This is a genomic window from Pseudoclavibacter sp. AY1F1 (assembly GCF_002931075.1).
Taxonomy (GTDB): Bacteria; Actinomycetota; Actinomycetes; order Actinomycetales; family Microbacteriaceae; genus Pseudoclavibacter.
The window spans coordinates 14,273-38,918 of the sequence record NZ_PSTQ01000021.1 but is presented as its reverse complement, the minus strand read 5'-3'; the positions used below and the strand labels follow the sequence as shown (position 1 = coordinate 38,918).

Annotated in this window: 18 protein-coding genes; 13 read left to right on the top strand and 5 right to left on the bottom strand. The window is 66.5% G+C overall.

Going from position 1 to position 24,646, the window contains the following annotated elements; genetic code table 11:
• Together C5B85_RS19725 and C5B85_RS18485 are read right to left on the bottom strand one after the other, a co-directional pair.
• Positions 1-77 (bottom strand): NAD-dependent epimerase/dehydratase family protein (locus C5B85_RS19725; RefSeq protein ID WP_146078030.1); only part of this gene is annotated, 77 nt, incomplete at its 3' end.
• Positions 78-200: 123 nt separating this feature from the next.
• Entirely contained in the window at positions 201-1,142 is a 942-nt protein-coding gene (locus tag C5B85_RS18485; protein ID WP_104287482.1) for a glycosyltransferase, read from the bottom strand.
• Positions 1,143-1,272: 130 nt separating this feature from the next.
• Between C5B85_RS18485 and C5B85_RS18480 the strand changes: the two genes are divergently transcribed.
• A complete protein-coding gene (locus C5B85_RS18480) occupies positions 1,273-1,887 on the top strand; it encodes a dTDP-4-dehydrorhamnose 3,5-epimerase family protein (protein WP_104287481.1) in 615 nt (204 codons plus the stop codon).
• A gap of 2 nt (positions 1,888-1,889) precedes the next feature.
• Positions 1,890-2,750, top strand: coding sequence for a glucose-1-phosphate thymidylyltransferase RfbA (rfbA, locus tag C5B85_RS18475; RefSeq protein WP_104286480.1), 861 nt, complete (start codon positions 1,890-1,892; stop codon positions 2,748-2,750).
• 93 nt (positions 2,751-2,843) lie between these two features.
• On the opposite strand, the gene C5B85_RS18470 is transcribed toward rfbA, so the two are convergent.
• Positions 2,844-3,887, bottom strand: coding sequence for a glycosyltransferase family 2 protein (locus C5B85_RS18470; RefSeq protein ID WP_104287480.1), 1,044 nt, complete (start codon positions 3,885-3,887; stop codon positions 2,844-2,846).
• 93 nt (positions 3,888-3,980) lie between these two features.
• On the opposite strand from C5B85_RS18470, the gene C5B85_RS18465 reads away from it, so the two are divergent.
• The 11 genes from C5B85_RS18465 to C5B85_RS18415 all read left to right on the top strand — a co-directional run bounded on the left by C5B85_RS18465 (position 3,981) and on the right by C5B85_RS18415 (position 21,796).
• Positions 3,981-5,690: a rhamnan synthesis F family protein gene (locus C5B85_RS18465; RefSeq protein ID WP_104287479.1), complete on the top strand. Its 1,710-nt coding sequence runs from the start codon at positions 3,981-3,983 to the stop codon at positions 5,688-5,690.
• A gap of 105 nt (positions 5,691-5,795) precedes the next feature.
• Positions 5,796-6,425 (top strand): hypothetical protein, encoded by a 630-nt coding sequence (locus C5B85_RS18460; RefSeq protein WP_104287478.1) that lies wholly within the window; start codon positions 5,796-5,798, stop codon positions 6,423-6,425.
• A 93-nt stretch (positions 6,426-6,518) separates the two neighbouring features.
• Positions 6,519-9,683 carry a rhamnan synthesis F family protein gene (locus C5B85_RS18455; protein WP_104287477.1) on the top strand — a complete coding sequence of 1,055 codons (3,165 nt, stop codon included), beginning with the start codon at positions 6,519-6,521 and terminating at the stop codon, positions 9,681-9,683.
• A 95-nt stretch (positions 9,684-9,778) separates the two neighbouring features.
• Positions 9,779-11,014: an acyltransferase gene (locus C5B85_RS18450; protein WP_104287476.1), complete on the top strand. Its 1,236-nt coding sequence runs from the start codon at positions 9,779-9,781 to the stop codon at positions 11,012-11,014.
• Positions 11,011-12,252, top strand: a complete 1,242-nt coding sequence (locus C5B85_RS18445) for a hypothetical protein (RefSeq protein WP_104287475.1) — start codon at positions 11,011-11,013, stop codon at positions 12,250-12,252. The genes C5B85_RS18450 and C5B85_RS18445 overlap by 4 nt, the downstream gene beginning before the upstream one ends.
• A 98-nt stretch (positions 12,253-12,350) precedes the next feature.
• Positions 12,351-13,421: an NAD(P)-dependent oxidoreductase gene (locus C5B85_RS18440; protein WP_104287474.1), complete on the top strand. Its 1,071-nt coding sequence runs from the start codon at positions 12,351-12,353 to the stop codon at positions 13,419-13,421.
• A 62-nt stretch (positions 13,422-13,483) separates the two neighbouring features.
• Positions 13,484-14,305, top strand: coding sequence for an ABC transporter permease (locus tag C5B85_RS18435; RefSeq protein WP_104287473.1), 822 nt, complete (start codon positions 13,484-13,486; stop codon positions 14,303-14,305).
• Positions 14,305-15,570 carry an ABC transporter ATP-binding protein gene (locus C5B85_RS18430; protein ID WP_104287472.1) on the top strand — a complete coding sequence of 422 codons (1,266 nt, stop codon included), beginning with the start codon at positions 14,305-14,307 and terminating at the stop codon, positions 15,568-15,570. Before C5B85_RS18435 ends, C5B85_RS18430 begins: the two co-directional genes overlap by 1 nt.
• A 360-nt stretch (positions 15,571-15,930) precedes the next feature.
• Positions 15,931-19,209: a hypothetical protein gene (locus C5B85_RS18425; protein WP_104287471.1), complete on the top strand. Its 3,279-nt coding sequence runs from the start codon at positions 15,931-15,933 to the stop codon at positions 19,207-19,209.
• A 142-nt stretch (positions 19,210-19,351) separates the two neighbouring features.
• Positions 19,352-20,224 carry an NAD(P)-dependent oxidoreductase gene (locus tag C5B85_RS18420; protein ID WP_104287470.1) on the top strand — a complete coding sequence of 291 codons (873 nt, stop codon included), beginning with the start codon at positions 19,352-19,354 and terminating at the stop codon, positions 20,222-20,224.
• Positions 20,225-20,434: 210 nt separating this feature from the next.
• A complete protein-coding gene (locus C5B85_RS18415; RefSeq protein ID WP_146078029.1) occupies positions 20,435-21,796 on the top strand; it encodes a hypothetical protein in 1,362 nt (453 codons plus the stop codon).
• Between the two features lie 54 nt (positions 21,797-21,850).
• Here C5B85_RS18415 and C5B85_RS18410 read toward each other — a convergent pair whose 3' ends face one another.
• Both C5B85_RS18410 and C5B85_RS18405 read right to left on the bottom strand, forming a co-directional pair.
• Positions 21,851-23,020: an acyltransferase gene (locus C5B85_RS18410; RefSeq protein ID WP_104287468.1), complete on the bottom strand. Its 1,170-nt coding sequence runs from the start codon at positions 23,018-23,020 to the stop codon at positions 21,851-21,853.
• A gap of 89 nt (positions 23,021-23,109) precedes the next feature.
• The gene (locus tag C5B85_RS18405) at positions 23,110-24,582 is read right to left on the bottom strand and encodes an O-antigen ligase (protein WP_104287467.1); all 1,473 of its coding nucleotides are present in this window, start codon (positions 24,580-24,582) and stop codon (positions 23,110-23,112) included.
• Positions 24,583-24,646: the final 64 nt, after the last annotated feature.

The following is a 24,646-nucleotide window of genomic DNA, read 5'->3' as shown; positions in this document are numbered from 1 at the left end:
TCGTACTGGTCCTGGAGCGCGCGGCGCACGAAGTTCGAGCCGATGAAGCCGGCCCCGCCGGTCACGAGAAGTTTCATACCTGTCCTGTTCAATCGTCGGCCGGGCTGTGCCGATGGAAATTTGCCGATGGTTGTGTGGTTCGAGCGGCGCGGGGTGACCCGCGCGCGGTCGGAGCTACTCTAGCGCGGCCCTCCGCCGCGCTACCACAGTCGCGCGGTGATGAGCGTGGCGAGGGCGGCGCGATCGCGGGGCCGGCGCCGGAGCTGGCGCCAGCGACGCACGAGCCGCAGCGCATCCCGATAAGTGAATTCCGCGAGGACCTCGTGCAGCCACTGCAGTCGCGGCAGCTCCTCCGGGGAGGCGACGTGGATGCACGCCTCGACGGTCAGCTGCACCTGCCCACGGTGCCAGCGGTTGGAGGTGAGCCTGAGGCGCTTCCAAGCCTGGGTGAGGCCGGTGTTGGCGCCGACCGCGTTGGCCACGTGCTGGCGGTAGTCGACGGTTGACTCGCCGTCGATGGTCCAGCGCAGACCGGCGGAGCGGGCGAGTGCGTAGATCAGCCAGTCGTGCGCGAAGGCCTCGCGGGCGGGGGAGTCGGGGTTGTCGAGCTGCTCGGCGACGAGGCGAGCGAAGCGCTGGGTCAGGAGGAACGTCGAGCCAGGGCCAGGCGTCTCGAAGAGGTGATCGGCGAGGCGCTGCGGGTAGTCCTTCTTGATGAGGATGCGCGTGCCGTCCTCGGAGAACGCGGTCACGTTCGAGGAGATGCCGTCTGCGCGGCCCTCCGTGAGCATCCGGATGTGGCGCTCGAGCTTGGCCGGCATCCACACGTCGTCCTGGTCGGCGAAGCCAATGAAGTCGTACTCAGCGATGGGGATCGTCGTGAGCAGGCGGAAGAAGTTCGGTGCCGGGGCGCCGAACGTCTCAGGTGGCAGGATCGTGATGCGCGCGTCGGCTTCCGCTCGCTTGGCGAGGAGCTCGAGGGTGCCGTCGGTCGATCCGTCGTCGGAGACGTACACGTGGAGGTCGGCGCCAGCCTGATTGAGAATCGAGTCGATCTGCTCGTCGAGGTAGGTCCTGCCCATGTGCGTCGCGAGGAGGACGGCGACGCGCGGCAGCATGCGCGGCTCTGCCTGTGTGTGCATCCCGTCGTTCCTTACTCTCTGTGCGAGGACTCTCGGTGCGAGCCGCTCGCGGCGAGGCTTCGCCAGCCATCAAGTATGGCTGAGTGGGTCGGAGAGCGTTCGCATTCCTCGCCGCACTAGACTCCTCGGCATGGAGATTCGCGAACTCAGCATCCCAGACAGTTACGAGATCACGCCGAAGCAGTTCGGCGATGACCGTGGCGTGTTCCTGGAGTGGTACCGCTTCGATAAGCTCGCAGAAGCTGTCGGACACTCGATCGACCTCAAGCAGGCGAACACCTCGGTGTCGACGCGCGGCGTCGTCCGTGGCATCCACTTCGCGGACATTCCGCCGAGCCAGTCCAAGTACGTGACGTGCACGCACGGCGCTGTCCTCGACTTCGTCATCGACATCCGCACGGGCTCGCCGAAGTTCGGCGAGTGGGACTCGGTGCGTCTTGATGACGTCGACCGCAAGGCCATCTACCTGTCGGAGGGCCTCGGGCACGCGTTCGTCGCGCTGACTGACGACGCGACGGTGAGCTACCTGGTCACCGACACTTATCACGCAGAGCGTGAGCACGGCATCAACCCGCTCGACAAGGACGTCGACCTGCGCTTCCCGGAGGAAGCCGGCGAACTGCTGCTCTCCCCGAAGGACACGGATGCTCCCTCGCTGGCCGAGGCGGCCGCATCCGGTCTCCTCCCCAGCTGGGAAGAGGCCCGCGCCTACTACGCGGAGCTCAGCGCGAAGGCGGGTGCGTAGCCGTGAAGGGAATCATTCTCGCTGGCGGGTCTGGCACGCGTCTGTGGCCGATCACCAAGGGCATCTCGAAGCAGCTCATGCCCATCTACGACAAGCCGATGATCTACTACCCGCTGTCGACGCTCATGATGGCGGACATCCGCGAGGTGCTGATCATCACGACCCCCGAGTACAACGACCAGTTCCGGGCCTTGCTCGGCGACGGCTCGCAGTTCGGGATGCGCATCGAGTACGCCGTGCAGCCCTCCCCGGACGGGCTCGCTCAGGCGTTCATCATCGGTGAGGAGTTCATCGGGGACGACTCGGTCGCGTTGGTGCTCGGCGACAACATCTTCCACGGATCGGGCCTCGGCTCGTCGCTGCGCGGCAACAACGTGCTCGACGGTGGCCTGATCTTCGCGTACCACGTGTCGAACCCGGTCGCGTATGGCGTCGTTGAGTTCGACGAGGACAACAAGGCCGTGTCGATCGAGGAGAAGCCGGAGGTGCCGAAGTCGAACTACGCGGTGCCCGGCCTCTACTTCTACGACAACGACGTTGTCGAGATCGCGAAGAGCGTCGAGCCTTCAGCTCGCGGCGAGCTGGAGATCTCGAGCGTCAACTCGGCGTACCTGGACGCGGGCAAGCTCCAGGTGCAGGTCCTCGACCGTGGCACGGCGTGGCTCGACACGGGCACGTTCGAGTCGATGATGCAGGCGAGCGAGTACGTGCGCGTCATCGAGGACCGTCAGGGCTTCAAGATCGGCTGCATCGAGGAGATCGCCTGGCGTGCCGGGTGGATCAACGACCTCGAGTTCGCGAACCTCGCGAAGCCGCTCCAGAAGAGCGGATACGGACGCTACATGCAGGGACTCCTCGCGTAGCGAGCCCCCCAAGCTGCGACGAAGGCCGTGACTCGATCGAGTCACGGCCTTCGTCGTTTGGTCTGTGTGGCCGGACGTTTGGGCTGCCCGGCCTCAGCCCTTGTCGCGTTCCTCGAGCGACTGGAAGAGGTCGCGCGCGATGTCGTAGCTGCCCCGCGAGTAGGTTCCGTAGCGTCCGCGCAGCGTCCACTTGATGACACGGGGGATGCGGCGGATGCGTGAGGTCGGTAGCTGGAGCCGCTGTCGTTCGTGGGCGACCTTCCGCCGAACGTGCGCCTCCTGCTCCGGTGTGCCGCCGAGCTCGCTGACCCGCTTGAGGAGGGCTACCGCGCGGCGATAGCGGCGCAGCTGGTCGGCGGAGCCGTCCTTGGTCGCCTGCGCGATCTTGACCTGCAGGGTGGGTGCGGTCTGCCCGATCTGGTTGCCGCCGTGCTGGCGGTAGTCGATGAGGGGCTCCCGAACGACTCGCAGCCCGTTGACGAGGGCGGCGGTCGTCGCGAGCCACTCGTCGTGGATCCACGGGGCTGGCGCGTTGCCTGCCCGGAAGACGAGGGATGCGCGCAGCATCATGGTCGCGCCGGTCACGAAGTTGCGGGCGGTGAGGGCCTCGAGCTGCCGCCCGTTGTTGTAGTCGCGCCACTCGGTCTCCGTGATCTCGAGCGAGTCGAGGAGGGTGCCGCCGATGGGTTCGCCGTCTTCGTCGACGAGGAGCGCGTCGGAATGGGCGAGGAGGGCCTGGTCGTCGCCGACGAGGGCTGCGAGGAGGTGCTCGACCTTCTTGGGGTGCCAGACGTCGTCCTGGTCGCTCGTCGCGAGGTAGTCGGTTCGAGCCTCGCCGAGCGCGAATTCGAAGTTCCCGCTCACGCGGAGCGGCTCGTCTCGCGTGTAGATGCGATAGGCCCGGTCTGAGGCTTCGAGCACGCGGCGTGCGAGCTCGACGGTCCCGTCCTGCGAGGCGTCGTCGGAGACGATGACCTCAGCGACCGGGTGGCTCTGCGACAGAATGCTGAGCAGCTGCTGCTCGAGGAACCTCTCGCCGTTGTAGGTGCACACGACGGCGGTCACGGCGGCGTCTCCGAGCTGCTGCTCGCGGGCATCCTCTGGTCGGCGTTCGGCGACGAGTCGCGAAGCTGGCATCTGCTCTCCTGGGTCTGGTGCGCTGTGGTGCTAGCTTGGCACGAGTCTGCACGCGATCAGGGGAGGAGTCGGCCGCTTCGGCCGCCCGGCACTATGAATCGACTTGTCATCTTCCTCGTCTTCGACAGGGCGGGCCGCGCCGACTCCGGCGTGCTGCGTGCGCTGCGGGGGCTGCGCCCGCACGCGAGCGAGCTCTTCGTCGTGGTGAACGGCTCGGTCACCGTGGACTCGCGCAACTCGCTCGAGGCTGTCGCTGATTCGGTCTTCGAACGCCCGAACGAGGGCTTCGACGTTGGCGGCTACCGAGCCGCGCTCGAGGAGATCGGCGCCGAACGGCTGGCGAGCTTCGACGAGGTTGTGCTCGCCAACTACACCTTCTTCGGACCAGTCGGCGACTTCGCTGAGACCTTCACGTGGGCTGATGCGTCCGGTCACGACGTGTGGGGCGTCACCGAGCACGGCGAGCTCACCCCGGACCCGTACACCCGGCGCGGCACCCTGCCCGCCCACCTGCAGTCGCACTGGATCGCGGTCAGGCGAGCCGTGGTGACAAGCGAGGCCTGGGCCGAGTACTGGTCGTCGATGCCGGAGATCCGGTCGTACGACGGTTCGGTGCGCCACCACGAGGCGCGCTTCTCGCCGTTCTTCGCGGAGCGTGGCTTCTCGGTCGGCGCGCAGTTCCCTGCCGGCAACTTCCGAGTCGACGGGGTGCCCGTCGCCAACGCGAGCCTTGAGACTCCATTGCTGCTGCTCGAAGCCGGGGCCCCTCTTGTCAAGCGTCGCCTCTTCTTCCACGACCCCGTCGAGCTCGATCATCGGGGCGTGTCGGCCCGCGACGTGGCGCTCGAGTTGGAGCGCCGCGGGTTCCCCGTCGATGTGCTCGTCGATGGCACTGCCAGGTTCGCGCCGAGCCGCGTGCTCGCTGGCGGGGTTGGTGCCGGGCCTCGGGTGCTGCGACGCGCATCCACTGCCGTCACGCACGAGTGGGTTCGCGACAAGGTGAGCGGCGACGAGTCTGCGACGATCTCGGGCCTTCACGTCCGCATCGTCCGCGGCGATTTCTGGCGCAGGCTGGTCGACGGTGACGCACGCATCCTCGAAGCCGACCTCGTGCTCGTGGAGTCGACGGCATTCGACGCGCTGAACTCGATGCCGGCCAGCGCGTCCCTGCTCGCCGGCCAGCGCGGCAGACGTGTGATCTTCGAGCGCGCCGAGCCCCTCGCGTGGGAGTTCGCCGACCATCCCAGGCTCGGCATGGTCGTGCCCGTCACACCGCCGATCGGCACCGGGCTGCTTGCCGATGGCTGGCGCGGTGCTCGCGCCGGGGCTGCGTCGCTCGCCGCCTTGCTTGGCGTCGACGCGCCCCTCGACGTCAACGCGCCCGTCGCGCCGTACGCGGGCTTCGCGGCGTATCGAGTGGATGCGCTCCGCCCGCTTGCCACGGCGCTGGACGTTGCTGGGTTCTCGGCCCTCCAGGCCCGCTACCCAGACGGCGAGCTGCCGAGGCTGCTCGACCTGCTCGCGAGCAGGCTCGTCTTCGACGCAGGGTTCGCCGTCTCGGAGGCGGAGACCGCTGACGGGCTCGCGAGCGACTACGCACTGCTGGCCGCCAAGTTCGAAGATCTCGTCGCGGAGTTCGGCCCCGACGTGCGCGCGCCGCACCGGCTCGCCCGTGCCCGACGTCCCGGCGGAAGCGCCATCGAACGCGTCGCGGCGTGGGTCTTCCGGCGGGCGCCAGCGCTCGAGGAGCCGCTGCGCCGCCTCGCCGCGGATGCGAAAGGGCTGCTGGCCCGCATCCGCTGACCTGCATCCGTGACCCAGCTTCGCGGCGCGGCACAGGGCTTCGCGGCGCGGCACAGGTCGGCGCCAACCTGCGCCGGGTACCGTGTCTGCGACTGGAGGTGGCAGATGAGCAACGGCGAGACGCCGCTCGGCGGGCAGTACGACCCTGACGAGCTCGAGGAGCTGGAAAGCCAGGCCGAGCGCCGTGGCACCGGCCGGGGGCTGATCATCGGCCTCCTCATCGCCGCGGCCGTCGCGATCGCGGCGATCGTGTTCGTGCTCATGAACCCGCTCGGGCAGCAGGCCCCGCCGGACAACACGGTTCCCGTCACGACCCTGCCGCAGGCGACCGAGGTCGCCGTGCCGGAGACGCTCATCGTGACGGCAACGCCGGTGCCGACCGTCACCGTGACGGAGACCGCAACCGCGCAGCCCAGCGAGCCAGCTGAGGGCGGCGCAGTGCAGGTCTCCCTGAGTCGCGCCTACTGGGTCCCCGATCAGGGCGTCATCTCCGCGGCGGCGCTCGTGTCGACGACCGAGCCTGGCGGCACCTGCACCCTCGTCCTAAAGAACGGACCGGAGACGTTCGTCGCGACGGCGGCGGCGTCCGCACCCACGTCTGCAGACGGCGCCTCGAGCTGCATCGTCAACCTGCGCGACCCCGCCATCAAGGCGGGCGACTGGGAAGCCGTCATGCAGTACGAGGGGCCAGCCGGCAGTGGCACCAGCGCCCCGATGACGGTCACCGTCACCTGATCCGACCTGCACGGTGCGGCGAGTTCAGGGTGACCATCGGAGCCGGGAGCGCCAGCTAGTCTGAGAGATGGTCGCAACCGAAGGGGAACCATCATGACAGCTCGCGTCACCGTCGCCACGCGCACGAAGAACCGCCCGCTTCTCCTTCGTCGCGCCCTTGAGAGCGTGCTCTCGCAGACCTTCGAGGACTTCGACCTCGTGGTTGTCAACGACGCTGGAGACCAGGCGGCGTTGGACGCGCTGCTCGAGCCCTACCTGGAGCGAGCCGCCGGCCGCCTGCGCGTCGTGACGAACGAGGTGTCGAACGGCCGCGAAGCCGCCATGAACGACGGATTCCGAGACTCGAACGCCGACTACCTCGTTCTCCACGACGACGACGACACCTGGGCGCCGGACTTCCTTGAGAAGACCGTTGCCTACCTCGACGAGCACGCCGACGATGCTGGGGTCGCGACGAGGACAGAGGTCGTCTTCGAGCGCATCGAGGGAGACTCCGTCGTCGAGGAGTCGCGCGAGGTCCTCGCGGACGACAGCCACGCGGTCACGCTCATCGGCACGATGCGTCGCAGCACGGTGCCGCCGATCTCCTTCCTCTTCCGCCGGAGCGCCTACCTCGAGGTCGGCGAGTTCGACGGGTCCCTGCCGGTGCTGGCCGACTGGGACTTCCTGCTCAGGCTCCTGGCCAAGCACACGGTCGGCTTCATCGGGGGTCGGTCGCTCGCGTTCTGGCACCAGCGCCTCGCCTCCCTCGGCCCAGACGGGAACAGCGTCGTCATCGCGGCCGATGAGCACTCCGACTACGGCACGATCATCCGGGACAGGTACCTACGCAAAGCGTGCCAGGGCGAGGGCGAGGGCGGTCTCGGTCAGTCGCTCCTCGTCACGAGCCTCTTCGATGACATGGAGCGCAGCTCCGCCGAATCCAGGCGCCAGGCGAGCGAGTTCTCGCAGGTCGCGCAGCTCAAGCAGGCTGAGGCGCTCGAAGTGACGAAGGTCGCGCTCCTCCAGGAGGTCGCTCGCCTCGAGCAGCAGCAGGTCGAAGTGCTCCGCTCGCTGGATGCGCTGCACGGCATCGCCGCCGTCGCGCTGCCCGTTGTCAACGGTGCACGGCGAATCGGTCGTCCCGTGGCGAAGACGTTCCGCGCAGGCAAGAAACTGGTTTCCGGCGTCGGCACGCTCGCGCGGGCGGGGACGCGCATCGCGCTGAGCAAGCGGCAGGTCACCAAGGCGCCGGACGGCGGGGGCGCGCAGCACAGCGAAGGTGCGCTCGCCGTCAGGGCTGAGACCGTCACCACACCGATGCCGCCCATCGCCGCCGGTCGGCCGCGGGCCGACGCGCGACTCAACGGCAAGAAGCCGAAGCGTGTCGCCTTCTACCTGTTCTTCGACCCAGAGGGTCAGGTTGACGACTACGTGGTGCACAAGCTCTCGGCGCTGCGCGAGCACGTCGAGCACGTTCTGGTCGTCTCCAACTCGCCGATCTCCGACGAGGGCAAGAGGCGTCTGGCCACGGTCGCCGACACGGTCCTCGAGCGCGAGAACAAGGGCTTCGACGTGTGGGGCTACAAGGAGGCGCAGGAGCACTTCGGCTGGGAGCGTCTCGCCGAGTTCGACGAGCTCATCCTGCTCAACTACACCTTCTTCGGGCCGATCTTCCCGTTCAGCGAGCTGTTCGACCGCATGGACGCACAGGACGTCGATTTCTGGGGCATCACGAGCCACGAGGCCGTCACGCCGCATCCGCATCACGGTGTCGGCAGCATGGCCGGCCACATCCAGTCGCACTGGATCGCCGTGCGACGCGAGATGTTCCTGTCGGACGAGTACCGCTCGTACTGGACGGACATGCCGATGATCACGTCCTACTTCGACTCCATTGATCGCCACGAGGGTCGGTTCACGAGCCACTTCGCGAGCCTGGGCTTCGTCTACGAGCTGGCGTTCCCGTCGGGTGACTACCCGTCGCAGCACCCCATCTTCGACAACATCTCGCTCATGCTCGACGACCGCCTGCCGATTCTGAAGCGACGCATCTTCTTCCACGATCCCGACTACCTCGACAGGCAGGCCATCATCGGCCGCGATGTGACCGATCGGCTCGAGGAGGCGGGGTTCCCGCTCGATCTCATCTGGTCGAACGTGGTGCGGAGCGCGAAGCCGCGCGTGCTGCACACGAACTTCTCGCTCCTCGAGATCCTGCCCGACCTGGAGGAACGCGACGAGAACGGACGGGAGATCCTCGATCGCGATCAGCTCGGGCGAACGGCCGTCGTCGTGCACCTCTACTACGACGAGCTCATCGACGAGATCATCGATCACGCCGCACGGGTGCCCGGCGAGGTCGACCTCTTCATCACGACGACCGACGAGACCAAGCGGGCGGCGATCCGTGCCGCTGTCGACCGCCGCGGCTGGACGGAGCGCACCGAGGTTCGCCTCGTCGAATCGAATCGCGGACGCGACATCTCCGCCTTCTTCGTGGGATGCGCGGATGTGCTCACTGACGAGCGCTACGAGTTCATCGTCAAGATCCACGGCAAGAAGAGCGTGCAGGACGGGTGGAACGCGGGCCAGTGGTTCAAGCGCCATCTGCTCGAAAACCTCCTCCCGAACGAGGGCTATGCCGCGAACCTGTTCGCGCTGTTCCAGAAACACGGCACGCTCGGCATGGTCTTCCCGCCCGTCGTCCACATGGGCTACCCGACACTCGGCCATGCCTGGTTCCTCAACAAGGGACCAGCGGGCAAGCTGCTCAGGCAGCTGGGCGTCTCGACGCCGCTCGACGACTCCACTCCGGTCTCGCCGTACGGTTCCATGTTTATCGCCCGCCGGGAGGTGCTGCGGCCGATCGTGGACGCTGGCTTCACGTGGGACGACTTCCCGGGTGAGAGCGGGTACCAGGACGGCACCCTCGCGCACGTGCTCGAACGCATCGTGAGCTATGCGGCACACGGCGAGGGCTTCCACACCCGCACGGTGATGAACGCGCGCATGGCCGCGATCAGCCACACGTTCCTCGAGTACAAGCTGCAGGAGCTGGCGTCGTTTGTCCCGTACGGGCACGCCATCGAGCAGGTTCCGTACCTCACGGACGTTCTCGGCGGGGGACCCGGCGCGGCACCGTCGCCGCTCGGCGCGCTCAAGCGGTACGTGCAGGATCGGAATCCGGCTTCCGCCCAGGCTCTGCGACCGGCGTACGCGGTTGCGCGGAAGGTGTACGGACAGGTGCGCGCGGCGGGGAACGGGCGCCCCGTCTAGGTGGTGGCGAGCTGGCGGCGTCCAGATGCGTCGCCAGTTACTATCGATCTCATCATCCGTAGCGCCCGAATCGGGAGCTGACCTCGAAAGCACACATGCCGCTTACGCTTCAACAGGCGTTCAACCCGCGCGCGAACAGCATCGGCTTCCTGCGCTGGTTGCTCGCCTTCGCCGTGATCTTCGCCCACGCAGGGCCGCTTGCCGGCTTCTACGGCGGTCACGACCTTGGGTCGCAGCTCTCCACCGAGCAGTCCCTCGGTGGCGTCGCCGTCGCCGGCTTCTTCTTCTTCTCCGGGTTCCTGATCACGAAGAGCCGCCAAGGCAAGTCGACGATCTTCCGCTTCTTCTGGCGCCGCGTGCTGCGGATCTTCCCTGCCTTCTGGCTGGCCCTGCTGACGACAGCGTTCATCCTGGCCCCCATCGCCTGGCAGCGCGAGACGGGGAGCATGGCGGGCTTCTGGGATGCGTCGACGGATTCGCCGTTCACGTACTTCATCAACAACATGTGGCTGAACCTCGGCCAGCGCAACATCGCGGAGATGGGCGGCACTCTCCCGTTCGCGACGATCGGCGGCTACGACTGGAACGGGTCAGCGTGGACCCTCATGTACGAGTTCCGCGCGTACATCATGATCGGCTTCCTCGGGCTCTTCGGAGTGCTCTCGAACCGTCTCGTCGGCGGCCTCATCGCGGTCGGGATCATCGTCGTGAACGCGCTGACGTGGAGCGGCTGGGTCGACATGCTGTCGATCAGCCCCTTCCTGACGAACCCGTTCAACGCGATGTTCTTCGCTCCGTTCGCGTTCGGGATGCTCTTCTCCTTCTTCGGGGACAAGATCCTGATCGACGACAGGCTCGCGGTCTTGGCCATCGGCGTCGCGTTCTTCGCGTACAACTACGGCGGCTGGAACATGTGGGGGCAGTACTTCCTCATGTACTTCCTCATGTGGTTCGCCATCCGCACGCCGAAGCTGAACAACTGGGAGAAGCACGGCGACTTCTCCTACGGCATCTACATCTTCGCGTGGCCGCTCATGCAGTTCGGCGCCTACTTCGGGCTCCAGAACGCGGGCTGGCTCGTCTACCACCTGGTCATCGCGATCGCCGCTCACATTTGCGCGTACATCTCATGGCACGTCATCGAGAGTCCGGCCATGAGCCTGAAGAACTGGACTCCTCGGTGGTTGACGTGGGTGATGGACAAGTGTCGACCACCGCTCGACCGTGTGAAGGGGCGTCTCGTGAACGTCGACTACTCGTCGAGCAATTTCGCCAAGCGGGTTCGGGCCGAGCGGGCTGAGCAGGCCAAGCAGGTCGGGAGCGACGCATGACAAGCACGGGGCCCGGAAGCCTGAGGCCTGAGAGCGGCTTCGAGGAGCCGAAGGCAAAGGATGGCGGCACGACGTGGGCTCAGCGCTGGCACCGCGTTCGGCTGATACCGCTCATCCTGCTTGTCATCTGCGCACTCGTCGCCGTGATCTTCGGTCGTGTCACCGAGCAGCGGCAGGCGGCGGCGGATGCGCTGCCACCCGAGCAGGAAGCGGTCTCGGGGGAGTACCTCCTCCCGCAGGATGTGTGTGCCCCCACGCTCACGGACCCCGCCCCGGGTGAGCCATGGTCGGCCGAGAACGTCGAGGCCAGCGAGGCCGCCTACCTCGAGAACATGGACCTGCTGCCAGCAGGCGGGTACTCCTACGTCGACGGAGACGATGAGTGGGCGTTCTGGGGTGACCAGCAGGCGAACAACTTCTCGCAGGCCGTCGGCCGCAGCTACCTCGGGCAGGACGAGGCGGAAGCCTGGGCGAGCTACTACCGGACCGTGCAGTCGGAGCTCGCGAAACAGGGGATCGACCTGATCATCCAGGTGGTCCCAGCAGACTGGTCCGTCGTTCCAGAGCAGATGCCCGACTGGACCGAGGAGCTCCGCGGCCCGACGAACCTGGACTACCTGCACGACGCGTATCCCGACCTGCCCATCATGGACACGAGGCAGCCGCTCCGGGACGCGGCGGTCGACGGCGATGTCTACGCGAAGCGCAACAGCCACTGGACCGCATTCGGCGGCTCGGTCGGCTGGGCGACACTCGCCGACTGCCTCGGCGCGCTCGACACCAAATACGAGCCGCTTGGCCCGCTCGACTACACCGAGCTCGAGCCCATCGTCATGCCGAGCGAGTTCGAGGCCTTCGGGCTGCCGACCATCGACGAGCCGACGATGATCCCCTCGCTCGAGGCCACGGCGTCACCCATGGAGGTGACGTTCGAGGACGGAACCACCAAGACCACAACCACGGCCGAGGGGCTCGACATGATCGTGCTCCCTGCGGTGACGGTGACAGAGCGTCCGCAGAGCGAGCTCACGGCGCTGATCCTGCGCGACAGCCAGGGGAGCAACATCGCGGCTGGCTGGCAGGCGGGTTTCGCGAGCACCAAGCAGATCCGCCACTCGGTTGATACGCCGGGCGCTCGGGCGGATGTCCTCGGCGAGGCGGCGGCGTTCAAGCCGGACGTGGTGATCTTCGAGGTCACGGAACGCCACCTCAACTTCGTCCCCGTCCTGCCCCAGTAGTGCGGCGCGCTCAGGGCCGCGAGTTGCCCTGTCGTTATCCTTGGACCCGGACTGCGGCCAGCTAGGCTGGCGTGTCAGCGATAGAAAGAGACGTGGAAATGGGCATTTGCCTGGTCACGGGGGGTGCGGGCTTCATAGGCACGGCACTCTCCGCGCTCCTGCCGGAGCACTTCGACCGCGTCATCGCGGTCGACAACCTCCACCCTCAGGTGCATCCGGCTTCGGGGCGACCTGCTGCCCTCGATGAGCGCGTCGAGTTCGTGCGCGGCGACGTGACCGATGCCGGCATGTGGGACACCCTGCTCGCCAGTGTCGCTCCAGACGTGGTCATCCACCTGGCAGCCGAGACGGGCACGGGGCAGTCTCTCACCGAGGCGACACGGCACGCGGCGACGAATGTCGTCGGTACGACGGAGATGCTCGACGCCTTCGTCAGGGCCGACGCGCTTCCAGAGCGCATCATCCTCACGTCGAGCCGCGCGGTCTACGGCGAAGGTGCGTGGCAGGACGAGGACGGCGACGTCTCCTATCCGGGGCAGCGCAGTGACGCGATGCTCTCGTCCGGCGTCTGGGACTTCCCGGGGCTCACGCCCCTACCCTTCGCGTCCACGCGCACCAAGCCGACCCCGACAAGCGTGTACGGAGCCACGAAGCTGGCCCAGGAGCACATCCTCACGTCGTGGTGCCTGGCCTTGGGTGTGACGCCGGTGCTGTTCCGACTGCAGAACGTCTACGGCCCTGGCCAGTCGCTCATCAACCCGTACACGGGCATTGTCTCGTTCTTCGCGCAGCGCGCGAAGGCCGGTGAGGTCATCCCGGTCTACGAGGACGGCGAGATCGTCCGCGACTTCGTGTTCATCGATGACGTCGCGCGCGCGCTCATCGCCGGGGCGCTCATGGCCCCGGACGCGGCTGCGGGCTCAGCGGCGGCGCCGTACGACATCGGATCGGGGGAGGGCACGTCGATCCTCCGCCTCGCTGAACTCATCGCCGCGCACTACGGGGCGCCGGCGCCCGCCATCAACGGCCTCTACCGCAACGGAGACGTGCGGCACGCGTCGTGCGAGATCGACGAGGCCCGTGCGGGGCTCGCCTGGTCGCCCCAGACGATGGTGGATGCGGGCATCGTCGAGTTGTGTACGTGGATCGATCAAGAGGTGCAGAAATAGCAGAGACCCAGCTCAGAGAGCGGCCGAACCTGGTCGCTCGATTCGGCGCAAGGTACCCCACGATGGGGCTGCTGCTGAACTTGACCCTGCGCGAGATCCGCTCGCAGTACAACCGGACCGCGCTCGGGCGCATCTGGTCTCTCGTGAACCCGCTCGCGCAGATCGCGATCTTCTCGGTCGTCTTCGGACTGCTCTTCACGGCCTCGCCGGATCCCGGGACCAACTCGGGCCTGCAGAACTACGCGCTCTGGGTGGCCTGCGGCATCATCCCGTGGACCTTCATCTCCGGCGGAGTCATGGGAGCCATGGGGGCGCTCATGGCCAACATCGGGCTGCTCACGAAGGTGTACTTCCCGAGACACGTACTTGTCACCTCGAGCGTGTTCGCCCTCACCTCGACCTTCGCGATCGAGCTGCTGGTGGTCGCCGCGATCATGGGTATCGCGGGTGGCCCGAAGATCCTCATCTACGTGCTCCTGCTCATCCCGATCGTGGCGCTCACGGCCATGTTCGTGCTCGGCCTGGGCCTCATGCTCTCGGTTGCCGTCGTCTACTTCCGCGACGTGCAGTACCTGTGGACGATCTTCAACCAGGTGTGGTTCTACGCAAGTGGTGTGGTCTTCCCCGCGTCGCTTGTGCAGAAAGCGCAGGACGATTTGACCGAGAAAGGCTGGAACCTGTTCGGTCAGCCGATCCCGCTCATGACGATCTTCGAGCTCAACCCGGCCCACCAGTTCCTTGAGGCGTACCGTTCCGTGCTCTACGACTTCGCGGTCCCATCTCTCGGCACCTGGCTGACCATCACGGCGTGGGCGGCAGTCATGCTCGTCGCCGGCATCCTCGTCTTCCGGGCGAAGCAGAACCGAATCGTGGAGGAACTCTGATGGCAGCACTGCCAGCCGTGCGCGTCGACAACGTCTCGAAGACGTTCCGCGTGCACCATGACAGGAACCAGTCGCTCAAGGCCACCGTGCTGCAGGGGTACCGCTCCAAGTACGAGGACTTCTGGGCGCTGCGCGACGTGTCGCTCGAGATCCCGGAGGGCAAGACCTTCGGCCTTCTCGGTAACAACGGCTCAGGCAAGTCGACGCTGCTGAAGTGCATCGCCAAGATCCTCGCCCCCAACCAGGGGAAGATCGAGACACGTGGCCGCCTCGCTGCCATGCTCGAGGTGGGCTCCGGCTTCCACCCCGAGCTCTCCGGCCGCGAGAACGTCTACCTCAACGGCTCCATCCTCGGCATGAACAAGCAGGAGATCGACCGCAAGTTCGACTCCATCGTCGACTTCTCGGGCGTCGAGCAGTTCATCGATCAGCCCGTCAAGAACTACTCGTCCGGAATGTACGTCCGACTCGGCTTCGCCGTCTCGATCCACGTGGAGCCCGATGTGCTCCTCGTCGACGAGGTCCTTGCCGTCGGTGACATGCAGTTCCAAGAGAAGTGCATGGAGAAGTTCGCGGACCTGAAGCGCGAGGGCCGCACCGTCGTCGTCGTCTCGCACGGCCTCGAGCAGATGCGCACCTTCTGCGACGAGGCCGCCTGGCTCAGCCACGGTGAGCTCCAGGCCGTCGGGGTCGCACGAGACATCATCGACGAGTACTCGAATCGCGAGCACGGCGCCGTCGAGGTCGAGCAAGGCGGCACGCGCTTCGGCACGGGGGAGGCGCAGATCACGAAGATGGAGCTGCTCTCCGACGATCGCGGCGACACCCGGAGCTTCCGCACGGGAGACCGTGCGGTCATCCGCCTGCACTACAAGGCCGACGAACGCATCCCGCGTCCGGTCTTCGGCGCCTCCATCGACCACGTCGAGGGTGTCTTCGTCTGGGGGAACCACGGGCTTGATGGTGGCTTCGTGCCTGAATCCATCGGGCCGGGGACCGGGTCCATCGACATCGAGATTCCGCGCATCACGATGCGCCCTGGAGCTTTCCAGCTGAGCGCATCCATTCAGGACTACGACTGCGTGCAGACTATCGACGCGTGGCAGCGTGCCGTCACGTTCAACGTCGGACCTGGTACCCCCTTCGAGTCCGGGGGGCTCATGACACTCGACTCGAAGTTCGGGGGACACGTCGTCGACAACGGCGAGGTCTCCGGTCCTCCTGAGCCGCAGTACGCCGAGCGTCGCGCCGACGACGCGGTGTAGTTACCGCGTACCGCTGACCTCGCGGCCCCGCTCCCGCGTCGATTCGTCGACGGAGGAGCGGGGCCGCTTTCTTGTCTTTAGTGCATGAAGCGGGAAAAGCTTGGATTTCTTTGGCGGCGTGTCGCGAGCCGCGTTCGTGTCTTGGCCCGAGTGGGTTCCCTGGAATGACGGGCATCTGGGCCGTGGTGGGTGTGTCAGGTGTGACATATGTGACTCATGTGAAAGGTGCGACGCCTGTGGCCTTTTGTTGCCCATGTGTGCATACTTGGAAACTGCTGAGCGTGTCGTTTCCGTACGACCCGACCGGCTCCTCGGTTTTCGACGCGTAGGGAACTCATGTTTCGCAGAACAATTGCCATAGTGGCCACGGCGGCAGCTGCCGCTGCGGGCTTGCTCGCCTTTCAGGCGGTAGCACCTCAGGAGTTCGGCGCAGAAACGGCGTCCGCTGCCGGCTCGTCGTTTGATCCCGGCAACATCATCAGTGACGAGAACTTCTACGACGGCTCGGCGATGACCGCGGCCGAAGTCCAGCAGTTCCTCGTCTCGAAGAACGGGTCGAGTTCCTCGACCGCCCTCCGCAACTACACGCAGTCGACGCCATCGATGCCGGCGACTTCGTACTGCTCCGCCTACCCGGGAGCTCCTGGAGGCGAATCGGCCGCGAACATCATCGCGAAGGTCGGACAGGCCTGCAACTTCAGCGCCAAGGCGATGCTCGTGCTCCTCGAGAAAGAGCAGAGCCTCGTCTCGATGTCGAGCCCGACGCTCGGCCGCCTCGCAGCCGCGACCGGCTTCGGCTGCCCTGACACGGCCCCGTGCGACGCCAGCTACGGCGGCTTCTTCTACCAGGTCTACAACGCCGCGCGTCAGTTCCAGTACTACAAGGCGAACCCCTACAGCTTCAACCACATCCCGTTCGCCACGAACAACGTGCTGTACAACCCCAACTTCTCCTGCGGGTCCTCCGCCGTCTACATCTCGAACTACGCAACGGCGGGCCTGTACAACTACACGCCGTACCAGCCCAACAACGCCGCGCTCTCGAACATGTATGGCGAGGGTGACGGATGCTCGGCCTACGGCAACCGCAACTTCTGGCGCATGTACACCGACTGGTTCGGTGACGCCCAGGGAACGGCAGCGCGCCCGGCGCTCATCCAGGCCGAGGGGTCAAGCGATGTCTACTTCCTCTCCGACGGTGTCCGCTACCACGTGACGGCTGATCGCGTTGCGAGCTTCACGGCCGCACTCGGCGCAGTCGAGACCATCCCTGCTCAGGAGATGTCCTGGATTCCTTGGGGCCCATGGGTCAGCGAGATCCTCGAGGGGCCGGACGGTCCCGTCTATGTCAGCGACGGCAAGTGGTGGAAGCTACGCGGTTGGACGACGGCTGCGAGCTACGGCTTCACGCAGGGCAACATCGCGAAGATCACGAAGGAGCAGCTCGAGAAGTTCGAGGGCGGCTGGACGCTCGAATCGTTCGTCCAGACCGACAACGGCCAGGTCTTCCTTGTGCAGAACCAGACCAAGCGCGAGGTCTCGAGCCTGAGCGCGCTACGCGACTTCGGGTTGTTCACTGCAGTCACGAAACTGAAGGACGGCGCACTCGACTTCCTCCCGGCGGGTGAGCCCGTACTCTCGCGGGGCGCAGTTGTGACACCCCTCGATGGGTCACGGACGCTGGTCCTCGGCGACGAGGCACGCGGCTACGAGGTATCGCCCGAGCTGCAGAAGCTCAGCGAGTTCGCTGTGACGGCGAAGCTCGGTGATGCGTTCGGACAGATCACGCCGTCAGGCTCGCTCGATTCATCGCTCATCTCCGACGGCAGCGCCTCCTACCTGATCACCGACGCAGGCCTGCTCCAGGTCTCGCCGTCGGCGTACGGGATCGGGCGCTTCACGCCAGTCCCCGCTGACGCGCTCTCCGGACTCAGCAAGCTCGGCTCTACTCCAGGCGCGCACCTGGTCAAGGAACGAGACGGCGACAAGATCTCGCTCGTCGTCGGCGGTGAGCGGGTGGAGTTCGGCAGCGAGGACGACGCCAAGAAGGAAGCGTCTCGTCGCGGCATCGACGAAGTTGTGTACACCGTCGCGAACGGCACGCTGTCCGAGGTTCCGACCGGCAACGGCATCACGAACGGTGCCCTCCTCAAGACCCCGAGCAGCGACGACCTCTACGTCCTCGACGGCGCGCACCTCGTCAAGATCTCCAACAAGGAGCTCGCAGCGGCCTACGGCTTCGGCAGCACTCCCGCGACCATGACGCAGGCCTCGTTCGACAACATCCCGAAGCGGGACTTCACGATCGACAGCGCGCAGTTCGTGTGCAACGGTCAGACGCTGCTCGCAGCCGAGGGCCAGGGGCACCCGTACCTGAGTGCAGAGCTCCAGGCCGCGTACGGTCTCGAGAGCGAGACGCTGAGCGCACAGCTGTGCGGCGTCATCGGTGTGTCGCAGGACCCGGCAACGGAGTTCATCACCACCGCGAGCGGTGGCTGGTACGCCATCATCGAGGGCGAGAAGCGTCTCATCGGCTGGCCGGCAATCGGCGAAGCGATGGGCATGCCGGAGCGCGGTTCGCTCCAGGTCGTCGACAGTGTCGCGGATGCGATCCCGAGCGGGGCGACGCTCCTCGGAGCCCCGGCGGGCTGGCCGTTGCCAGACTCGACCTCGACGCCTGAGCCCACGGCGACGCCCGAGCCAACGGCGACGCCTGAGCCCACAGCGACACCGGAACCGACGGCAACGGTGACACCGGAACCCACGGCAACGGTGACGCCTGAGCCCACGGCGACGGCGACACCGGAACCGACGGCAACGGTGACGCCTGAGCCGACCTCGACCGAATCAGCGACACCGACGCCGACCGAGACGGCAACGCCGACTCCGACTGAGACGGCTGAGCCTGCAGTTCCGCTCGAGTCTGGCGACATCATCACGGACAAGGCCGGCTCTGGCGTGTGGATCGTCAACGGCGAGAAGCTGCTTCAGCTCGGGTCCCCAGATGTCGCGGCGCAGCTCGGAATCGACGTCGCGGGCGTCCAGGTTGTTCCTGCGGCGAACTTCGAAGCCTTCGCTGGAAACACGGCGCCGCTCTACACCTCCGCTGTCATGGTTGGTGACGTTCCGTACATCGGAGTCGATGGCCAGCTGGTTCCGTTCTCGAGCCAGGCGGATGCCGAGGCGTTCGGGCTCGTCTTCACGCCTCTTGCTCCCGAAGTGGGCGTCAAGCTCACCGTGGCGAGCGATGCTGAGCCGATCGGCAACGTCGTCCAGGGGCCGGATGACAACTTCTACCGCGTGATCGACGGCAAGCTGTCGCTCATCGACCCGACGCTGGCTGAGCCGACGGCGACAGCGACGCCGACCGAGACGACCGTTCCGGAGACTCCATCTCCGGAGGCGACGACCACTCCGGACGAGTCGAGGCCGGAATCGTCTGCGCCCGAGGCGACACCAGGCGACCAGGCGACTCCCACCGCGTCTCCGACCGCGGCCGCTGATGCGGAGACTCCGGCGCCCACCGCCGACGAGGAGCCGGTGACCGAGAACACGCCTGAGGCGACACCTCCGACGACGTTCCGCCTCTCGCTCGAGCTCTTCTCGATCATGGGGCTCGGAGCACCGGTAGCCGAGTAGGTATCAGCAGGTTCCGAGGGCCCGCCTCTTCACTCCGTGTAGGAGTGAAGAGGCGGGCCCTTCTCGATGCGCGCCTCCGCCGCGCCCTGGAGGCGTCGCGCATCCCCTCGGCTAGACTGGCGATTCTTGTGAAGGGACGAAGATGACGCAAAGCGAACAGGTGCTCGTGACCGGGGCCGGCGGCTACATCGGCAGGCACGTCGTCGACGCGCTGGTCGCGCGGGGGGCCGAGGTGACCGCCGTTGTCCGTCCAGGCAGTGCCGCTCGGATCAACAGCGAAGCTCGAGTCGTCGAGTTCGATCTGCTTGCCCCTGGGGCTGATTTCGCCGAGCTGCTCAGCCCGGCACCCGCCTCAGTTGTGCACCTCGCCTGGGAGGCCGGCTTCGCACACAACGCCCCCGTGCACATGCTCAAGCTCTCGGACCACTTCAGGTTCCTCTCCTCAGCGGTGGATGCGGGTGTGCAGCGCCTCGCCGTGCTCGGCTCGATGCACGAGATCGGCTTCTACGAAGGGGCCGTCACCGATGAGACGGCGACGAACCCGCTTTCCCTCTACGGCATCGCCAAGGACGCGCTGCGGAAATCCTCGCTCCTCGCGTTCGGCGATCGGGTTGCCCTGCAGTGGCTGCGTGCCTACTACATCTACGGCGACGACCGGAACAACAAGTCGATCTTCACGAAGCTGCTCGAAGCGGCAGACCAAGGCAAGACGGAATTTCCGTTCACGTCGGGTGCTGCTCGCTTCGACTTCATCCACGTCGCCGAGTTGGGCCGACAGATCGCCGCGGTCGCGCTCCAGAGCGATGTGACCGGTGTCATCAACGTCGGCTCCGGAACATCGGTGTCGCTGGGTGAGCACGTCGAACGGTTCATCATGGAGAACGGGCTCGACATCACCCTGAAGTACGGGGCGTTCCCGGACCGTCCGTACGACTCGCGCGAGATCTACGGTGACGCCACGGCCATCCGCCAGCTCATGGCGACCGTCGACGGTGCCCCCGAGGTCGGGGACTAGCGCTCCGAGAGGAAACGCAGGCGCACGCTCGAACGCAATCGGCGCGGCTGCTTGCTCACACGCGCGAGGCCCCCAGCCAACGATTTGCCGCCGGGCATCGGCACGTCCTCTCGGGTCGAGGGGGCGGCGAGCAGTAGGCTCGGAGCTCGTGCGCGCCCGGCGTCGCATGGTCTCGTACGAACGCTTGGGGGGGCCTTGGGTCAGAACGCAGTGAAACAGAGCAGGGTCGAGAGAGCGCTCGCCGGTCTCCCCTCGTGGACCCGCAACGAGGTCTTCTGGCTCGTCGCTGTCTTCGTCCTCGTCGCAGTGACCAGCTGGCTCAGGATCGCCCCGACGGACCAGCAGGCCATCTGGGCAGAAGACGGGCCGATCTTCCTCAAGCAGCAGCTCGAGAACGGAACCCTCGCATCCCTGCTGCAGCCGTACGCGGGCTACCAGCATTTCCTTCCGCGCCTCTTCACGGCCGGTCTCGTGCAGACCATTCCCCTCGAGCACTTCGACCGCGGGGTCTTCATCGTGTGCGTGCTCTTCGCCGGGTTCGTCGGCGCCGCCACATTCCGACTCACCCGCGGCATCCTGACGTGGCTGCCCGCTCGGTTCTTCATGGCCATCGTCCCGGTCATGGTCCCGCTCCTGAGCCGCGAGATCATCGGCGACCTCGCGAACATTCACACCTACTGCCTCTGGTTGACCGCCTGGATCGCCGTGGCGCGGATAGGCACACGCGGCGAGGGGATTTTCTGGGCCGTTGTGGTGCTCGCCTGCACGCTCACCGAGTTCCAGGCCGTCGTCATCGTGCCCTTCATCCTGCTCAAACTCATTTGGGACCGCAGCTTCGCCCACATCGCCGTCGCTCTCGGGGCAATCATCGGTGCGGGTACGCAGGTGTACACCTGGCTGAACTTCCCGCGCGGCACAGAGTCCGACGAGGTCGTCGTGCTGGCCGACGTGGTGGTCGGGTGGCTCGCCAACGCCATCCTCCCGATCTGGAACGGTGACGTGAAGGCCAACGCCGTCTACCTCGCCGAGAACGGCACCTCGTTCCTGTGGCTTGGGCTCATCCCGTTCGTGCTGGCGGCGGCCATCACGCTGATCTGCGGCAGGAACCCGGAGCGCTTTGCGATCTCGACCCTGCTGCTCGTGTCCGCGTTGACGTTCGGCGGGTCCCTCTTCGTCAACCCGTTCTGGTTCTTCCAGTTCTCGGAGATCGAGGGACAGGAGTGGCTGCTTGTGCTGCTGGACCTCCGGTACGGGGCATCCGCGGGAATGTTCGCGCTCGCCTGCCTGCCGTTCGCCGCCTCGGCGTTCGTCTCCAGAGTGAGTCCACGACTCCCGGTGCTGAGCCGCATCGCCGCAGCTGGGACCATCATCGTGCTGTTCGCCTACGTGGCCATGCAGTGGCCAGAGGTGCGCACCGCGCGAGCGACCAGTGAAGCGTGGACACCCCAGTGGCGGGAGGCCGTGGTGGCCTGCGAAGCGGACCCCGAGTCGGTGCACCAGTTCGAGACTGCTCCCGACTACCGGAAGTTCGAGATCACCTGCGCCGGCGTCCTCGGGGCGCCAGGCTCCTAGAGCGGTAGGGTCCGCTCGGCCCCGACCAGGTCAACCCCTCTCGGTCAGGTCGGCTCAGCCGGATACCGTTGGTGCGCTCTGTTTTGTCGTCTGCGTGCCCCTCAGCTTCGGGAAGACGAAGAACGCGTCGAAGAACCGGAATCGGCGCAGCCAGCAGGCGAGGTAGCTCATCGCGAGCGCCCCGAGGGTGCACGCCCAGAAGGTGGTGTTCGAGTCGACGACGCCAGCCTCACCGAGGCGGAAGGTGATCCAGATCTGCGTCGGGTAGTGGACGACGTAGAACACCACGGAGTTGCGGCCGATGTACTGGAGCCACTTCGCGGCGTCCGCGCCGCGCCCCTCGAGGACGCCCGTGACACGGCGGACCCACATGATGATGCCAGCGATGCCCGCGAGCACAACAGGGATCCACAGCACGGACAGCCGGTCGATCACGGTGCCGTTGTCGGCGCCGGCTACCTCACCGGTCGGGTTGTCGATCGTGGCGCCGTCGAGCGCGTCGACGAGACCGTCAGGGCCCCCGTGCGAGACGCCGAGATGGCTGCCGAGACCGAAGTAGTAGGCGTGGTCCTGAGCCACGAGCAACAGGCTGAAGGTCACCGCGATGGCCAGGAGCCCGAGCATCCACGGAATCGTCTCGAAGCGCGAGAAGACCGAACGCCAGGTCGCGACGAAGTGCCCTGCGAAGAAGAAGCCGCCGTAGTAGACGAGGTTGGTGAGATCCCCGTCAGGCAGCACGACGCTCGACGCCCACAGCACGACCGGGACGATCGCAAACCAGGGGCCTCGAATGCGCGCAAGCAGCGGCGCCGCCGCGTAGTAGATGGCGAGGAAGAACAGGAACCAGAGCCAGCTCGTCGCGAGCCAGGCCGACGGGTCCGTCCACTCCTCCTGCCCGGAGACGAGCCAGTAGATGAGCGCCCAGAGCAGGTAGGGCCAGACGATCGTCCTGACCTTGCTCGTGTAGTAGATGCCGGCCGGCTTCGCGAGGGAGCGGCCGAGCAGCATCCCGGAGAGCACGAGGAGCATGCTCATCCGGTACGGCCCGAAGAAGGTGTTGAGGTCAGCCATGAACTCCGTCGGGGGTACGAAGATCAGGATGACGGGCAGTGCAGACGCGTGGAACAGGATCACGAGCAGGATGGCCCCGCCTCGGAGGAGGTCCATCCAGGTCTTGCGACCGCTCATGGGCTCGGAGGTGCTCTGGCGGGATGCTGCTGTCACGATGCTCTGTCGCTCCTTGGGGGTGGGAGGGATGCAGATGCGTCATCTGCGGTGCGGTGCGGGCACGGGGTGCCCGGCGGGAAGTTGAGTCAGAGCCCTTCGAGCTTGTTGCGCTCGATGATGGGAAGCGGGCCGGTCTTGGTGGAGATGGTGCGCCTCGGGAGCGCCGGGAGGTCCTGGATGCGCAGCTTCGAGTAGATCGCCAGGTAGCAGAGCAGGAGCCAGTTGCCCTCGACGAGCAGGCGGGATTCGGTCAGCGACTGCACGCTGAGCGCGACCATGAGCAGGAACGCGAGCATGGCGGTCGGTGGGAAGTCGCGCGGGCCGCTTGCGTCGGTCTGCGGTCGGTCGACCGCGAGCCACCACGTGCGGATGAGCGTGGACAGCACGATGCCGACGAAGAAGAAGGCACCGATGAGGCCGGTCTGCATCCACACATCGAGGTAGGCGTTGTGGGCCTGGAGGAAGTGCACTCCGTCCACGACCAGCAGCCCCTTGAAGGGCTCCACCCACGGCGCCCAGTAGCTGATCCACCCCATGCCGGTGAGCCAGTGCTCGCTGCCGAGGCGGCCGACCTCCGCCCAGATGTCACCGCGGCCCGACATGTCGCTCGAGCGGTTGATGAGCCCGAAGAGCTGCGTGTTGAACTGCAGGACGACCCAGCCGGCGACGAGCATGACCGCGAAGACGGCCCCGTACATCCCCCACCGTTGGGCGTTGCTGAGCGGTCTTGCGATGAACACGAGTGCGACGGCGAGCAGCACAACCGCGCAGCCCACGAAGACCGTGGCGGACTTGCACAGGAGGATCGCGACGAGGCCGAGCACGATCCAGGTGATGGCCGGCCAGCGTTTCATCTGCTTGGCGTACCACTGAACGGCGACTGCGATGACGCAGAGGAGCGCGGCCATCGCCAGTAGGTTGCGGTTGCCGAGGATGCCCTGGATCGCACTGCCGGCGAAGATGTGCCCCTGGCTCCAGAGGAACGCGGCCGGCACCGTCTCAGCGGTGGCGCCCGGAATGCCGGTGACGCGCTCGAGCTGGCCCGGGATGAGCAGCGCGAGCGGCAGCACTCCGCCTGGGAAGAAGATGGCGACCAGGACCTCGAACGCCAGCGAGAGGCCGAGAATCCAGCGCATCGCGGCGCTGAAGGCGCGCAGGAACTGCGGCTTGGTGAGGGAGACCGCGAGGGCGAGCGCCACAAGTGCGGTCACAAGTTGGATGCCGAAGCCGAGGAGCGATTCGGGCCGGTACGCGGACCAGATGATCGAGAGCGCGCACCAGGCGACGAACGCGATCAGCGCGGACGGCAGATGCATGATCTTCGGCAGCGGCTTCTTGCTGGCGAGGAGCCAGACGGCCCCGGCGACGATGATCGCGACGATGACGCCGAAGCCGTACCACGTCAGGAGGTTCCGCCAGAAGTCGCCCGCAAACGCAGTGAAGAACGTGAAGGTCGCGAAGGCGGTGAGGCCCGGGCTCCCTGGGACCCGAGCGGCGAGACGGCGCCAGGGGGCGCGTGCGGTCGCGGCGGGATCTGCGGGGATTCGGGTGGAGCTCACCGGCCTATTCTCGCTCACTCGCGCAAGTCCCCGGTTCTTCCACCCGGAATCCGGGGTCCGCGTG